Here is a 14,994-nt window from a genome sequence, read left to right on the forward strand (position 1 = left end):
CGCACCCGCCGGAGACCACCGCCGCCCGCGTCCAGCGGTGTGACACCCAAGACTTCCCGGTGCGCCCGGCGATCGCCGCCGTCCGCGTCGACCGGGCATTCGAGTGAGACCACGGGGCCGTGGCGGCCGGACGGGTGCAGGGGACCGGTCCGGCCGCCACAGATTTTGTGATTCTTCGACCCGAACGGGAGCCAGGGATGGCGTCGCGGCCTCGGTCGGCGGAGGATGCCGACTAGGCGATCGAATCCCACCGGGGCGATCCGGTCGACCTGGTCCAGCCAGGCGGAGGGCAGGCACTCGCCTGCGCGCCGCATGCGCTCAAGGGACACTGATGGCGGACAGCTTCACCTGTTCGAGTGACGGATGCCGCAGTAAGACGCATCATCCGGCGGTCGAACGATGTAGCCAGTGCCACCAGAATGCACGACCCCGGGATATGAAGGATGGGGTGGGAGCGGTGACCGAGCTCCGAACGGTAAGGACCAACCCGCCATGGGAGGGGCTGGAAGGGTCGGAGCGCCACGCGGCGTGCATGATCGCGGCACGGGAAGGCGACCGCGGCGCGCTCGACGTGCTGGTCGCCGAACTGACGCCGTTGGTCTGGCACGTGGCCAGAGGGACCGGCATCGACCGGTCCTCAGCCGAGGACGTCGTGCAGACGGTCTGGCTGGCGCTGCTGCGCCACCTCGGCCGCCTCGCCGAGCCCAAAGCCCTGGTCGGCTGGCTGATCACCACCACCCGCCGCGAAGCGATCCGCACCCGTCAGCGAGGGGCCGCGCAGGTCGAGCTGTCGCCGGAAGTGGCCGAGCACGTGCCCAGCACGGAGCCGATGCCCGAGGCGGAAGCCCTGCGCGGTGAACGCGACCACCGACTGTGGTCGGCGTTCCACAAGTTGGACCAGCGCTGTCAGGAGCTGCTGCGCCTGACCGTCCTGGCCGGTCGTGCCGAGTACCGCATCGTCGCCGAGGCGATGGGGATGCCGCACGGCAGCATCGGGCCGACACGAGGACGTTGCCTCAACTCCTTGCGCGCCTTGTACGACGATGGGGACGGTGGCAGATGAGGACCATGGACGACTACGAGATGGAACCCGCCGAGCAGGACTTCTGGCTGGCCCAGGTAGGCAGGCTGATGGACGAGCTCGACCCGGTCCCAGAGGGCCTCATCGAGCGCGCCCAGTTCGCCATCGCCATCGAGGACATCGACGCCGAAGTCGAACTCGAAGCCGCACGCTGGGCCGACCAACGCCCCCTCGTCGGCGTCCGCGGCGGCGACCCCGGCACCATCACGTTCTTCGTGGGCGACCTCACCGTCATGGTCAACGTCACCCGAACTGGTGAACGCCAGCGCATCGATGGGTGGCTGGTTCCCGCTGGGGAGCATGCGGTGGAGGTTCGAGTGGCCGACCATGGCTCATCCGCTACTACGGCTGATGAGGGTGGGCGGTTTGTGCTTACCGAGGTGCCGAGAGGCACTACTCAGATTTTGGTTCGGATGACTGGTGGGGCTAAGCCTAAGACTGTTGTCACGCCTACTGTGGTGCTGTAGTTCTGTTCTTTGCTTGCTGGTGGGCTGGATCGGGTGGAGTGGTTTCTCTGGGGCCCCTACGAAGGAAGATCGCCGTGTGAAAGACGGGTGGGAAGCCTACGGCCTCACACGTGCGAAGCCAGCTTAGCGATCTTCCTTCTCCCCCAGAGAAACCACTCCACCCGATCCAGCATTTGGCAGGTTGAGGAACCAAGGCGGGACGCCGGTTTGCTCGGTGTGCCCTGGTCAACGGGCAGGCCGCACCCGGATCTGTCCTAGTTTCTTACTGCGGTTCCATGGGCCGCCGTGTTGAGAGTCCGTCGCCTTTCAAAGCCCGCCGCCTTTCAAGGTGCCGCTGCCCTTCAAAGCCCGCCGCCTTTCAAGGTGCCGTTGTCCGTGCCTTCTGCTTTTTTCAGGTGCCTCTGCCCTTCAAGGCACCTCTGCTGTTCCAGGTGCCTCTGCTGTTCCAGATTGCGCTGCCCTCCCATGCCCGCTGCTCTTCCCAGTCACGCTGCACTCTAAAGGGCCGCTGCCCTGCCCAGGGCGCTGCCTCCCAAGGCCGCTTGCCCCTCCAAGCCACGCTGCCCTCCCCAAAGCGCGCCGCCCTCCCAAACCACGCTGCCCTGCAAAGCGCGCCGCCCTCCCATGCCCGCTGCTCTTTCAAGCCACGCTGCCCTCCCAAGGCGCGCCGCTCTCCCAACGCCAGGCTGCCCTGCAAAGCGCGCCGCCCTCTCAAGCCACACAGCCCCTCCAAAGCGCGCGCCGCCATCCCAACGCCACGCTGCCCCTCCAAGGCGCGCCGCCCTCCTCGCCACGCTGCTTCCAAGCCCGCTGCTTTTCCAAGCTGGCTGAGCTTCCAAAGCCCGCTGAACTTCCAAGCCTCGGTGATCGCGAGTTATCCACAGGCAAGATCGTTCTCACCTAAATTGTCGGCCTGCCCCGATATACTGGAGCAGGGCAGGCCCCCAGGGAGGGTGGGGTTTGTTGTGGGGGCGGGGGGCGGTGGTTACCGTGGGGTGAGGCGGGCCAGCGGCGGTGGCAAATCGGTGGCGTGTACTACGCCGACGCGTTGGGTGGCGCGGGTGAGGGCGACGTAGAGGTCGTTCATGCCGCGTGTGGACTCGGTGATTACTCGGGTTGGTTCGGCTAGGAGCACGGCGTCGAACTCCAGGCCCTTTGACTGGCGGACCGTGAGGACCACCACGCGGCTTTCCAGTTCTGGGCGCTCGCCTAGGGCCGCGTCTGGCACGGCTTCGGCGACGGCTCGGCCCACTTCGTCGGCCAGTGATTCCGGGACCAGCACGGCTAGCGTGCCTGGGCCTGTTTCGGAGGCGGCCAGCTTGGCCAGGGTGTCTGCCAGTTCGGTTTCGGGCACGCGTAGTCGCCAGGGGGCGATGCCGGTTTCGCGGACCGAGCTGGGTGGGGCCAGGTCCGTTGTCAGCTCGGCCAGGACGTCCGCGGCCACGGCCATCACCTCGGCGGGGGTGCGGTAGTTGACCGTCAACTCGGCTAGCCGCCAGCGGTCGGCCACGTAGGGGGCGAGGATGCCCGCCCAGGTGTCCGTTCCGGCCAGGGCGCCAGTTTGGGCGACGTCGCCGACGAGGGTCATCGACCGGGATGGGCAGCGGCGCATGAGGACCCGCCAGGCCATCGCAGACAGTTCCTGCGCCTCGTCAACGATGACGTGTCCGAACGTCCATGTCCGGTCGGCTGCGGCGCGTTCGGCCGCGGTGCGGTAGTCCTCGTCGTCGTGGCGTTCGGCGAGGCGGCCCGCGTCGATCAGGTCGTAGGCGGTGAGGATGTCGGGGTCGGCGTCGTCCTCCATCTGCAGGATGTCGAGGACGCCCTGGGCGTAGTCCTGCTCGTCGCGGCGGCGGCGCTCGGCGGCGGCGCGCTCGGCGCGGTCGTCCGCGCCGAGGAGTTCGGCCGCCTCATCGAGCAGTGGGGCGTCGGCGGCGGTCCAGCCGAGCCGGGGCGAGCGCAGCAGCAGGGCGCGGTCATCGTCGGTGAGGTGCGGCAGCGCGGACGCGAGCCGGTCGGCGGAGGCGTAGAGGTCGGACAGGAAGCGCTGCGGGGTCAGCAGGGGCCAAAGCCGCTCGACGGCGGCCTGCACCACGTCGTCCTCGGCCATCTCCCGGCGGATGTCGGCCAGGTCGTCCTCATCGAGGAACTCGGCGCCCAACCGGTCGGCCTCCTGCCGCGCCAACGCGGCGACGATCTCTTCGGCGAACAACGGCCGCGCCTCGTTGTGCGGTTTCCGTGACCGGCGGGCTCGCGCGCGGGCCGCCTTGACCATCGCCGGGTCGAGGACAAGCTCCTCACGCTCGACGGTCAGCACTATCGACTCGTCGGGGACCTCTTGCCGGTCCCGCACCGCCCTCTTGAGCGCGTCGACCATGTCGATGCGCCCCTTGAGTTCAGCGGCGCGGGCGGGCTCGGGCCGGACACCGCGCACGCCGGGGTACAGCTCGCCGACCGTCTGCAGGAGGACACCGGTCTCACCGAGCGACGGGAGAACCTGCCCGATGTACTTGAGGAAGGTCGCGTTCGGACCGATGATCAGCACACCGCGCCGGGAAAGCTGCTGGCGGTAGGTGTAAAGCAGGTAAGCGGCGCGGTGCAACGCCACGGCAGTCTTACCGGTGCCCGGACCACCCTGCACTACCAGCACACCGTTAAGCCCGGACCGGATGATCTCGTCCTGCTCGGCCTGGATCGTCTCGACAATGTCGCTCATCCGCCCGGTGCGCGAGGCGTTCAACGCGGACAGCAGGGCGGCCTCACCGGTGAGCCCGTCGTGGACGTCCTGCTCCCCCGCGCCGATGTCGAGCACCTCGTCGTCCAGCGCGGTGACCTTCCGCTGGGACGTCCGGATGTGCCGACGCCTGCGAACCCCGTCCGGCGACGCCGCCGTGGCCAGGTAGAACGGCCTGCTGGCGGGCGCGCGCCAGTCCATGAGCAGCGGCTCGTAGTCGCCATCGTCATCGAACAGCCCGATGCGCCCGATGTAGCTGCGCTCCCCGTCGGCGAAGTCGAGCCTGCCGAAGCACAGCCCGTTCTCCACCGCCCCGTACTGCGCCAACTGCTCGCTGTAGTGCGCCGTCGCCGCGTCCCGCTGCGTCATGGCCTGCGGGTTGCTGCTGCTCTCCCGCAGCGTCCTGGCCAACCGCGTGTCGGTGTCCGCGCGCAGTTCATCGAGGTGCGCGTAGAGCATGGTGACGTATTCCTGCTCCACGTCGATCTCGGTTGACAATCGGCCTCCACATGCCATACAATTCATTTCATGACGTCCTATCGAGGCGTCTTTTTTTGTGCGCAGACCATTCAATATAGCGCGTCCCGACACGCCTGTCCCGTGCCCAGGTTCGCCGACCGCTTGGCTGTGTTGAAGTCCACCGACGCGGGTGATGGGCAAGCCGCAAGGCCAAGTGCACCTGGGGCAGACCGGAACCTGGCCTTAACTCATGTCCGGTCAGCGCGTCAATCGGCAGAGACGGTCAAGATCCGTCGAGAATGCCCAGACGCTGGTCCGCCCCCATCGGCCCAAGATAGCGACCGCGCGTTCAGCCTGGGATGTCGTTCACCGCGCGGACATGACGAAGGCCCGGTCCGCTGGTGCGGACCGGGCCTTCGTCTGCGCTTCTACCTGCGCCTCTTTACCTGGCGTGGATCAGAAGTCCATGCCGCCGGTCGGGTCGCCGCCAGCCGGGGCGGCCGAGGCCTTCTCCGGCTTGTCGGCCACGACGGCCTCGGTGGTGAGGAACAGGGCGGCGATCGACGCGGCGTTCTGCAGCGCCGAGCGGGTCACCTTGGTCGGGTCCGGCACGCCAGCGGCGAGCAGGTCCTCGTAGACGCCGGTGGCGGCGTTGAGGCCGTGGCCCTGCTGGAGGCCCTTGACCTTCTCCACCACGACGCCGCCCTCAAGGCCCGCGTTGATCGCGATCTGCTTGAGCGGCGCCTCGACGGCGACCTTGACGATGTTGGCGCCGGTGGCCTCGTCGCCTTCGAGCTTGAGGCCCGCGAACGCGGCCTCGGCGGCCTGCAGCAGGGCCACGCCGCCACCGGCGACGATGCCCTCCTCGACGGCGGCCTTGGCGTTGCGCACCGCGTCCTCGATGCGGTGCTTGCGCTCCTTGAGCTCGACCTCGGTGGCGGCGCCAGCCTTGATGACAGCCACGCCGCCCGCGAGCTTCGCCAGGCGCTCCTGGAGCTTCTCGCGGTCGTAGTCGGAGTCGGACTTCTCGATCTCGGCGCGGATCTGGTTGACCCGGCCCTGGATCTGCTCGGCGTCGCCAGCGCCCTCGACCACGGTGGTCTCGTCCTTGGTGACGACGACCTTGCGGGCCTTGCCCAGCAGCGCGATGTCGGCGTTGTCGAGCTTGAGGCCGACGTCCTCGCTGATGACCTGGCCGCCGGTGAGGATGGCGATGTCCTGCAGGATCGCCTTGCGGCGGTCGCCGAAGCCCGGGGCCTTGACGGCGACGGACTTGAACGTGCCGCGGATCTTGTTGACGACCAGGGTCGCCAGCGCCTCGCCCTCGACGTCCTCGGAGATGATCAGCAGCGGCTTGCCGGACTGCATGACCTTCTCCAGCAGCGGGAGCAGGTCCTTGACCGAGGAGATCTTGGAGCCGAACAGCAGGATGTAGGGGTCCTCCAGGACCGCTTCCTGGCGCTCGGGGTCGGTCACGAAGTAACCGGAGATGTAGCCCTTGTCGAAGCGCATGCCCTCGGTGAGCTCAAGCTCCATGCCGAGCGCGTTGCTCTCCTCGACGGTGATGACGCCTTCCTTGCCCACCTTGTCGAGGGCCTCGGCGATCAGCTCGCCGATGGTGGTGTCGCCAGCGGAGATGGACGCGGTGGCCGCGATCTGCTCCTTGGTCTCGACCTCCTTGGCGGACTTGTGAAGCTGCTCGATGACGGCCTCGACGGCCTGCTCGATGCCCCGCTTCAGCGCCATCGGGTCGGCGCCAGCCGCCACGTTGCGCAGCCCCTCGCGGACGAGGGCCTGGGCGAGCACGGTGGCGGTGGTGGTGCCGTCACCGGCGACGTCGTCGGTCTTCTTGGCGACCTCCTTGACGAGCTCGGCCCCGATCTTCTCCCACGGGTCTTCGAGCTCGATCTCCTTGGCGATCGACACGCCGTCGTTGGTGATGGTCGGCGCGCCCCACTTCTTCTCAAGCACGACGTTGCGGCCCCGGGGGCCGAGCGTCACCTTGACGGCGTCGGCGAGGATGTTCAGTCCGCGCTCGAGACCGCGACGCGCTTCCTCGTCAAACGCGATCAACTTGGCCATTGCGGTGTGGTCCTCCATCGGATGGATACACGTAGCGCGGCCAGGCTCGGTGCCCGCGACGGACGACCGGCGCACGCGCCAGCCTCACCGTCCCGACCTTCTGGCACTCGGGGACTCCGAGTGCTAAGTCGTGTTTAGCACTCGGAGCCTCCGAGTGCAAGAAACGGGACTCAGGGCTGGGGCACGATCGAGATCGTCGGCAGCGGCTTGCGCGAGGTCGTGCGCGGGGCGTCGCCGGACTCCGGACCAGCCGATTTCCCGTCTCCGACCTGGATGGATGGCGCGGTCGTCTGGGTGCTGGGGTCACTCGGCTGGCCGCCGCCGGGGTCGCCGCCGAAGTACACGATCGCGGCGATAATTAACCCGATCGCCACCAAGCCGACCACGACCGGCGCGACCCACCGGTTGCCGCGCTTCTCCGCGCCGAACGCGGTGCTGCCGACCGGCACGGGCGGGCGCAGCCGCATCGGCTCGGCCGGGGACGCCTGCGGCCCGGACGTCCGCCGCTGGTGCTGGGCCGGCTGGTGCTGGGCCGGTTGCGGCTGGGTCTGCTGCGGCCCGAACGGCCCGCGCTGCGGGGGTGCGGGCGGCCGGGGAGCGCTCGACAGCGCCTGCCGGGCCGCGGCGATCAGCTCACGGCAGCTCCCATAGCGCTGCCCGGGGTTTTTGGCCATGCCGCGCCGGATGACCTCGTCTATCGCGGGCGGCAGCGCCACCTGCTCGGTCAGCGACGGCACGTCGCGGTTCAGGTGCCCCTGGATGACCTCGGGGACCTGCCCTTGGAACGGCGGGCGCCCGGCCAGACACGCGAAGAGCACGCAGGCAAGCGAGTACGCGTCGGTCCTCCCGTCGACCGGTTCCCCGCGCAGGTGCTCGGGGGCGGCGTAGGTGGGCGAGCCGAGGAAGTCGCCGCCGCGCGTGCGGTGACCGGTGGCGCCGCGGCGGGTGAGGCCGAAGTCCGCGACGTAGATGTGCTCGCCCGCCGACTCGCGCGTGGTGACCAACACGTTGGCAGGCTTGACGTCGAGGTGCACCAGGCCGAGCTCGTGCAGGTTGTCCAGCGCCTCGGCGACCTGGCTGAGCAGGCCGAGCGTGCGCTGCGGCGAGAGCGGGCCGTCCTTGATCAGGCTGGCCATGTCGGAGCCGTCCACGAGCCGCATCGCGATGTAGAGCAGGCCGTCGACCTCGCCGAAGTCGTAGAGCGGCACCACGTTGGCGTGGTCGATGGCCGAGGTGTTGCGGGCCTCGTCCACGAAGCGCTCGCGGAACTCCGGATCCTCGGTGAGGTGCTCGGCGATGACCTTGAGGGCCACTTTCCGGCCCAGTCTTATGTCGGTGGCGCGGTACATCACGCTCATTCCGCCCTTACCGAGCACGCCATCAATCCGGTAATGCCCTAGGCGACGCCCAGTGAGGTCCTCCGACACGATCGGGAGCCTAACGTCCGCCGGATGGCTCCCGCGTCCGGTTCGGCCAGATGGCGGCTTGATCGAGATCCGCGCTAGGGCCTGTGTCGAAGTGCCTGCGCGGCTGGCGCGTGCCGGTGCTTCGACACTGGCCCTAAGTCAGCGGCCGAGCCAGGCGGCCATGGTGCGCGGGGTGCGGGTCTGGGTGAGCAGGGTGCCGGGGCCCGCGAAGTCGAGCAGCAGTCCCTCCCCGGTCCGCACCGACTGGGCGGCCGAGGGGTCGACCGCGCGCAGCCGCGACTGGGTGGTGTCGGTGTAGGCGAGCAGGTGGGCGGGGTCGACGGTGATCAGCTCGCCCGCGGCGAGCACCACGACGTCGAGCGCGCCGCAGCAGGCCAGCACGATCGTGCCGTGCCCGGAAACGTGTTCGAGGAAGCCGCGCTCGGCGCCGAAGAGGGTCTGGAAGCCCGGCCACTGCGAATCCGAGCGCAGCGTGCTGGCCACCGCGAGCCAGCTGCCTTTGCGCACGCACCACGCCGCGGTCCCGTCCAGGTCGAGCGCGTGGACTTCGCCGGGGAGCGCGGGCGCGACATCCACCCACCCGCCTTCCGGCGGCGCGGTGAACACCGCGGGCCGCAGCTTGCCCCGGCCCCGGCCGCGCGCCTCGACGTGCACGCCGTAGCTGGTGGCGAGCATCGCCGTGGATTCCGCCTGGACCGCCTCACCCGGGGCCAGCACCAGCCTGGCCACCCCGAACGCGGGCGTGTGCCGTGTCCGGACCTGCACGCCGTCCCTCATTCCCCCGCGGCGAGCGGCCCGACCCCGCCCGCCTGGTGCGTCGGAAGTCTGGCATGGCCCGCGGTCCCGTGGTGGCCGGACAGGGCAGGATGTCCGCGTGGCGAACCTCGCGAAGCGGACCTTCACCGCGCAGGAGTACCGGGCCGAGGTGGCGGCGCTGGCGCCGCCGCTGCCGGTGGTGTCGCGGCCGTTGGCGCGGTGTCTCGGGCTGGTCTTGGCCGAAGACGTGACGGCGGGGGTTTCCTTGCCGCCGTTCGACAACTCCGCGATGGACGGTTACGCGGTCCGGGCGGCGGACGTGGCCACGGCCACGGCCGAGCGCCCGGTGACGCTGCCCGTCGCCGACGACATCCCGGCGGGCCGGGTGGACGTGCGGCCGCTGGCGCCCGGGACGGCGCACCGGATCATGACGGGCGCGCCGCTGCCGCCTGGCGCGGACGCGATAGTGCAGGTCGAACTGACTGACGGTGGCACGGAAAGCGTTCGTATAGACGCGGCCGTTAGACAGGGTCTGCACATTCGTCGGCTGGGCGAAGACGTCGCCGAGAACGCTGTCGTGCTCCTGGCAGGCACGGTGTTGCATCCGCCGCAGCTTGGCCTGGCCGCGGCGGTCGGGGTGGCCGATCTGCCGGTGCGCAGGCCACCGCGAGTGCTGGTGCTGTCCACCGGGTCGGAACTGGTCGCGCCGGGCGAACCGCTTCCCCCCGGGCACATCTATGAGTCCAACAGCGTGCTCTTGGCCGCGGCGGTCGAAGAGATCGGCGGCGAGGCGACCGTGCTGCGGTTCGTGCCGGACGACGTCGAGCGGTTCCGGGCCGCGATCGCCGAGCACGCCGCCGACGCGGACCTGCTGGTCACCTCCGGCGGGGTGAGCGCGGGGGCGTACGAGGTGGTCAAGGACGCCCTGACCGGGCACGGCGTCGATTTCGTCCGGGTCGCGATGCAGCCGGGCGGACCGCAGGGCCTGGGGCGGATGAACGGGCTGCCGGTAGTGACGCTTCCCGGCAACCCGGTAAGCGCGGCGCTGTCGTTCGAGTTGTTCGTCCGGCCCGCGTTGCTCGGCGCGCTGGGGCACCCTGTGGTCGACCGCCCGCGCGCCCGCGCGAAGGCCGCGGCGACCATGACCTCCCCCGCGAACCGCGTGCAGTACCGGCGCGGCCGCCACGACGCGGGCATGGTCGAGGTCGTGCCGGTCGGCGGGCCGGGCTCGCACCTGCTGGCCTCGTTCGCCGCGTCCAACTGTCTGATCGAGATCCCGGACGGGGTCTCCGAGGTCCTGGCAGGCGACGAAGTCGACCTGATCCTGCTCGACTGAGCCGTAGGCTGGCCGCATGGGTTTCTTCACGTGGATCGTGTTCGGCGCGATCGCGGGCTGGGCGGCCAACCTGGTGATCGGCGGGCGCAACCGCCAGCGGCAGGGCTGCCTGGTCAGCGTGTTGGTGGGCGTGGTCGGCGCCGCGCTCGGCGGTCTGCTCTACCGGCTGCTGACCGGCGAGGAGATGACCTTCGAGTTCGACTTCCAGAGCCTCGGCGTCGCGGCGCTGGGCGCGATCGTCCTGCTCGGACTCCTGCGCCTCGCTCAGGGCCGGACCGGCAACCCGCGCTAACCTGCCCGCGGTAACCGCCCATTGATCCACAAGACACCGCACGCGTACACTTGACGTCGCTCCGGTGACGGGGCATCCGAGCGGCGTGTGCGCCGCGTCGGGGGGCGCACACGCTGCCCGGGTGTCCCACGTTCGTCCAGGTGGTGGCTACCTTCCCGGGGCTTAGCGCGGCTGGCGTAGCGTGTGCGGAAATCCGGTCGACACGCGAGGAACCACCCACCTGATGACCGCCGCCCCGAAGTCCGGCGCGCTCCAGCACGCCGTCGAGCTGACCAAGAGCATCATCCCGCCGATCCACCCCAGCGGGCGCCCGTTCATCCTCGGCGCCATCGGGGCCACCCTGGCCGTGCGCCGGGCCTCCCGCCGCGCGGGCGTGGCCAGCGCCGTGCTCACCGCCTGGCTGGCCTGGTTCTTCCGCGAGCCCAAGCGGGTCACCCCGCAGCGGCCCGGGATCGCCGTCGCCCCGGCGGACGGCACGGTCTCGCACGTCATCGAGGCCGTCCCACCCGCCGAACTCGGCTTGGGCGACCAGCCGATGCTGCGGATCAGCGCTTTCCTGTCGGTGTTCGACGTCCACGTGCAGCGCGTGCCGGCCCCGGGCCAGATCGTGCGCGCGGTGCACAAGGCCGGGCAGTTCCTCTCCGCCGACCTGGACGAGGCGAGCGAGGTCAACGAGCGCAACAGCCTGCACCTGCGCACCGACGACGGCCACGACCTCGCCGTCGTGCAGATCGCGGGCCTGGTGGCGCGGCGGATCGTGTGCCAGGTCGCCGAGGGCGACAAGGTGGCCGCTGGCGCGACCTACGGCCTGATCCGGTTCGGCTCCCGGGTGGACCTGTACGTGCCGGTCGGCAGCCGGGTCCTGGTCGAGCCCGGCCAGCGGACGATCGGCGGCGAGACCGTCCTGGCCGAACTGCCCACGAGGAGCTGACCGATGGCGCCGACCGCGCCGGCTGTCCGGCTGCTGCCTAACGCACTCACGGTCTTGGCTATGTGCGCCGGTCTGTCCGCGGTCCAGTTCACGCTAAGAGGCCAGCCAGCGGCCGCGATCGCCTCGATCGCGGTGGCGGCGGTGCTAGACAGCTTGGACGGACGTATCGCCCGCCTCTTGGACGCGACCAGCAAGATGGGCGCCGAGCTGGACTCGCTGGCCGACGCCATCTCCTTCGGCGTCGCGCCCGCCCTGGTGCTCTACACGTGGCGGTTCGACGGGGACCGGGTCGGCTGGGTGGTCGCGCTGATCTTCGCGGTCTGCATGATCCTGCGGCTCGCGCGATTCAACACGCTCTTGGACGACGTGGAGCAACCCGTCTACACCAAGGAGTTCTTCGTCGGCGTCCCCGCGCCTGCGGGCGGGCTCCTGGCGCTGCTGCCGATGATCCTGTCCATCGAGTACGGCGACCACGGCCAGTGGTGGCAGTCCAAACCGGCCGTGATGCTGTGGACGGTCGCGATCGCCGCCCTGCTGATCAGCCGCATCCCGACCCTGTCGGTGAAGACGTTCCGGGTGCCCGCGCGCGCGGTGGCGCCGCTGCTGGTCGGCGTGGCGCTGCTGGCGGCCGCGGTCATCACCTACCCGATGATTGCGCTTGCCGTCGCGCTGGTCGCGTACCTGGCGCACATCCCGTACGCGGTGCGGCGCAAGCACTGGCTGGCGAACCACCCAGAGGCCTGGGACGTGCCGCCGAGGGAGCGCCGGGCGATCCGGCGGGCGCACGGGTCCCGGGGCAGGCTGGGCCTGCGGCCACCGCTGCGCGGCGTCGCCGGGTGGGCCGTGCGGCGCCCCATGCGCACCAGGGACGCGGCCGAGTCGATCACACTGCCCGCCGCTCCTCGGCCCGCCGGGCTGCGCGGGCGCAACTGGCGGCGCACGGGATTGCGGCGCAACCAGGCCGACAAGCGAGCCGACAACTGACTCGTTGGAGCCTGTGGAAAACTTCCAACCCGATCCTCGCCGAGCCTCTAATCTCGGTGAGGTGAACGCACAGATCACGTTGACCGCCCGCCTGACCCCGTCCGCCATCGACACCCGGCGCGGGGTGGTTCGGCTGCACCCCGAGGTCCTCGACGCCTTGGGACTGCGGCAATGGGACGCCGTGCGCCTTACCGGCGCGCGGGTCAGCGCCGCGCTGGCCGCCGCGGGCGACCACGCCGGGCCGACCGGGGTGGTGCTGCTGGACGACGTGACCATGTCGAACCTCGGGGTGACCGAGGGGTCCGAAGTGGTCGTCGCCCCGGTGGAGGTCGCGGCGGCGCGGTCGGTGACGGTGGCTGGGTCGCGGCTGGCCAGCACGTCGCTGCCGCCGGAGACGGTGCGGCTGGCGTTGGTCGGGAAGGTGCTGACGGTCGGCGACGCGGTCTCGCTGCTGCCGCAGGACTTGGCGCCACCGCCGGGGTCGGATGTGTCGACGGTGCGCGGGAAGCTGTCCCGGGCCATCGGGATGACGTGGACCAACGAGCTGCTGACCGTGACGGCGGTGGACCCGCCGGGCGCGGTCACGGTGCGACCGTCCACTGTGGTCGGTTGGCGGGACGGCGCGCGCACGGGCGAGCGCGCGGCGATCCCGGTCGGCGGGTCGCCGGTGGTCCAGGCGCCGCCGGGGCCGGTGGCGGCGACCGCCGTGGTGGTGGCGGAGGAAGCGCCGCTGCCCGCGCCGATCGCCGACCTGGTGGGCGCCCAGGACGCGGCGCGGACGCTGGGCGAGTGGTTCGAGTTGGCCTTCACCCGGCCCGAGCTGCTCGAACGGCTCGGCGCGGCGCCCCGGCTCGGTGTGCTGATCAGCGGGCCGGAGGGCGTGGGCAAGGCCAGCATGGTGCGATCCGTGGCGCATTCGGTGGACGCGGCGGTGGTCGACCTGGTCGGGCCGACCGTGGCGGTGTTGGAGGCCAATGCCGCGGCGGGGCGGGTCGGCGCCGCGGTGGAGGCCGTGCGCGCGCACTCGGCGGCGGGGCGCGCGGCGGTGCTGTTGATCGATGACGTGGACGCGCTGCTGCCCGCGACGTCGCCGCCGCCGGTGGCGACGGTCGTGCTCGACACCCTGCGGGCCGCGATCGCCGTTCCCCGGGTCGCGCTGGTCGTGACCACCGCGCACCCGGAGGCGGTGGACCCGCGGCTGCGCGGCGTCGACCTGGTCGACCGGGAACTGCGGCTGCCGCTTCCCGACGGCAAGACCCGCACGGAGTTGCTGCGGGTGCTGTTCCGCGACCTGCCGGTGGAGTCTGGTGTGGACTTCGGCGCGCTGGCCGAGCGGACCCCGGGGTTCGTCGCGGCCGACCTGATCGCGCTGCGCCGCGAGTCCGCCATCCGCGCCGCCCTGCGCCACGGCGACGCCGACGACCCCAAGATCACCGCCGCGGATCTGTTCGGCGCGCTGGAGACCGTGCGGCCGACGTCGATGTCCACCTCGGACACCCTGCGCACCGGCGACATCCAACTCGATGACGTTGGCGACATGGTCGAGACCAAGCAGGCGCTCACCGAGGCGGTGCTGTGGCCGCTGCGCTACCCGGACTCGTTCGCCCGGCTCGGGGTGGCGCCGCCGCGCGGGGTCCTGCTCTATGGGCCACCCGGTGGCGGTAAGACGTTCCTGGTACGCGCGCTGGCGGGCAGCGGCCAGCTCAACGTGCTGTCGGTCAAGGGCGCCGAACTGATGGACAAGTGGGTCGGCGAGTCCGAACGCGCTGTCCGCGAACTGTTCCGCCGGGCAAGCGAAGCCGCCCCGGCCTTGGTGTTCCTGGACGAGATCGACGCCCTGGCGCCACGCCGAGGCCAGTCATCCGACTCCGGCGTCGCCGACCGCGTGGTAGCCGCCCTCCTCACTGAACTAGACGGCGTCGAACCCCTCCGCGACGTCATCGTCGTAGGCGCGACCAACCGCCCCGAGTTGGTCGACCCCGCCCTGCTCCGCCCCGGCCGCCTGGAACGCCTGATCTACGTCCCGCCCCCCGACGCCGAGGCCCGCGCCGCCATCCTCCGCGCCACCGCCCGCAACACCCCCCTGTCCCCCGACGTAGACCTGGACGCCTACGCCCAATCCCTGGACGGCTACTCCGCCGCCGACTGCGCCGCCTTAATCCGCGAAGCCGCCCTAACCGCCATGCGCGAGTCCCTCTCCGCGGCCGAAGTCACCGCCGCCCACCTGGAAGCCGCCCGCCACAACGTCCGCCCCTCCCTCGACCCAGCCCAACTAGCCGCCCTGGAGGCCTATGCCCACTCCCGCCAACCCTGACCCCACCCACCTGGGGCCGCCACCACCACTCACCGCGCCCACCCGAACCCACTCGCCGCCGCCCGCCCGCCAGGCACGGGCACGGGGACGGGGACGGGGACGGGGACGGGACCAGCGTCAGCCACGCAGGG

Annotated in this window: 11 protein-coding genes; 7 read left to right on the forward strand and 4 right to left on the reverse strand. The window is 70.8% G+C overall.

All coding sequences use genetic code 11. From position 1 onward, the window contains the following. Positions 1 to 457: 457 nt before the first annotated feature. Together ACZ6SD_RS05580 and ACZ6SD_RS05585 are read left to right on the forward strand one after the other, a co-directional pair. Positions 458 to 1,063, forward strand: a complete 606-nt coding sequence (locus tag ACZ6SD_RS05580) for an RNA polymerase sigma factor (RefSeq protein WP_465315715.1) — start codon at positions 458 to 460, stop codon at positions 1,061 to 1,063. Between the two features lie 5 nt (positions 1,064 to 1,068). Next, a complete protein-coding gene (locus ACZ6SD_RS05585; RefSeq protein WP_465315886.1) occupies positions 1,069 to 1,548 on the forward strand; it encodes a carboxypeptidase regulatory-like domain-containing protein in 480 nt (159 codons plus the stop codon). A 985-nt stretch (positions 1,549 to 2,533) separates the two neighbouring features. Here ACZ6SD_RS05585 and ACZ6SD_RS05590 read toward each other — a convergent pair. The 4 genes from ACZ6SD_RS05590 to ACZ6SD_RS05605 all read right to left on the reverse strand — a co-directional run bounded on the left by ACZ6SD_RS05590 (position 2,534) and on the right by ACZ6SD_RS05605 (position 9,015). Beyond that, the gene (locus ACZ6SD_RS05590; RefSeq protein ID WP_465315716.1) at positions 2,534 to 4,807 is read right to left on the reverse strand and encodes a HelD family protein; all 2,274 of its coding nucleotides are present in this window, start codon (positions 4,805 to 4,807) and stop codon (positions 2,534 to 2,536) included. Between the two features lie 390 nt (positions 4,808 to 5,197). Then, the gene (gene groL, locus ACZ6SD_RS05595; RefSeq protein ID WP_465315717.1) at positions 5,198 to 6,823 is read right to left on the reverse strand and encodes a chaperonin GroEL; all 1,626 of its coding nucleotides are present in this window, start codon (positions 6,821 to 6,823) and stop codon (positions 5,198 to 5,200) included. Positions 6,824 to 6,993: 170 nt separating this feature from the next. Further along, entirely contained in the window at positions 6,994 to 8,250 is a 1,257-nt protein-coding gene (locus ACZ6SD_RS05600; RefSeq protein WP_465315718.1) for a serine/threonine-protein kinase, read from the reverse strand. Between the two features lie 138 nt (positions 8,251 to 8,388). Next, positions 8,389 to 9,015, reverse strand: coding sequence for an AIM24 family protein (locus ACZ6SD_RS05605; protein WP_465315719.1), 627 nt, complete (start codon positions 9,013 to 9,015; stop codon positions 8,389 to 8,391). A 109-nt stretch (positions 9,016 to 9,124) separates the two neighbouring features. Here ACZ6SD_RS05605 and moeA point away from each other — a divergent pair, with 109 nt between their 5' ends. The 5 genes from moeA (at position 9,125) to ACZ6SD_RS05630 (ending at position 14,863) form a co-directional block, all read left to right on the forward strand. After that, positions 9,125 to 10,342 (forward strand): molybdopterin molybdotransferase MoeA, encoded by a 1,218-nt coding sequence (gene moeA, locus ACZ6SD_RS05610; RefSeq protein ID WP_465315720.1) that lies wholly within the window; start codon positions 9,125 to 9,127, stop codon positions 10,340 to 10,342. A gap of 16 nt (positions 10,343 to 10,358) precedes the next feature. Beyond that, positions 10,359 to 10,634 (forward strand): GlsB/YeaQ/YmgE family stress response membrane protein, encoded by a 276-nt coding sequence (locus ACZ6SD_RS05615; RefSeq protein WP_465315721.1) that lies wholly within the window; start codon positions 10,359 to 10,361, stop codon positions 10,632 to 10,634. Positions 10,635 to 10,857: 223 nt separating this feature from the next. Continuing rightward, on the forward strand, positions 10,858 to 11,565 hold the full coding sequence (locus tag ACZ6SD_RS05620) for a phosphatidylserine decarboxylase (protein WP_465315722.1): 708 nt from the start codon (positions 10,858 to 10,860) through the stop codon (positions 11,563 to 11,565). A 3-nt stretch (positions 11,566 to 11,568) separates the two neighbouring features. After that, a complete protein-coding gene (pssA, locus tag ACZ6SD_RS05625; RefSeq protein ID WP_465315723.1) occupies positions 11,569 to 12,549 on the forward strand; it encodes a CDP-diacylglycerol--serine O-phosphatidyltransferase in 981 nt (326 codons plus the stop codon). Positions 12,550 to 12,610: 61 nt separating this feature from the next. Beyond that, on the forward strand, positions 12,611 to 14,863 hold the full coding sequence (locus tag ACZ6SD_RS05630; RefSeq protein ID WP_465315724.1) for an AAA family ATPase: 2,253 nt from the start codon (positions 12,611 to 12,613) through the stop codon (positions 14,861 to 14,863). Positions 14,864 to 14,994 lie beyond the last annotated feature (131 nt).

The sequence above is a fragment of the Actinokineospora sp. NPDC051303 genome, assembly GCF_055586285.1.

Bases quoted from the DNA above. Each gene is read 5' to 3' on its own strand.
- ACZ6SD_RS05585 (WP_465315886.1), top strand. From the start codon at position 1,069: ATGGACGACTACGAGATGGAACCCGCCGAGCAGGACTTCTGGCTGGCC.
- ACZ6SD_RS05590 (WP_465315716.1), bottom strand. From the start codon at position 4,807: ATGAATTGTATGGCATGTGGAGGCCGATTGTCAACCGAGATCGACGTG.
- groL (WP_465315717.1), bottom strand. From the start codon at position 6,823: ATGGCCAAGTTGATCGCGTTTGACGAGGAAGCGCGTCGCGGTCTCGAG.
- ACZ6SD_RS05615 (WP_465315721.1), top strand. From the start codon at position 10,359: ATGGGTTTCTTCACGTGGATCGTGTTCGGCGCGATCGCGGGCTGGGCG.
- ACZ6SD_RS05620 (WP_465315722.1), top strand. From the start codon at position 10,858: ATGACCGCCGCCCCGAAGTCCGGCGCGCTCCAGCACGCCGTCGAGCTG.
- pssA (WP_465315723.1), top strand. From the start codon at position 11,569: ATGGCGCCGACCGCGCCGGCTGTCCGGCTGCTGCCTAACGCACTCACG.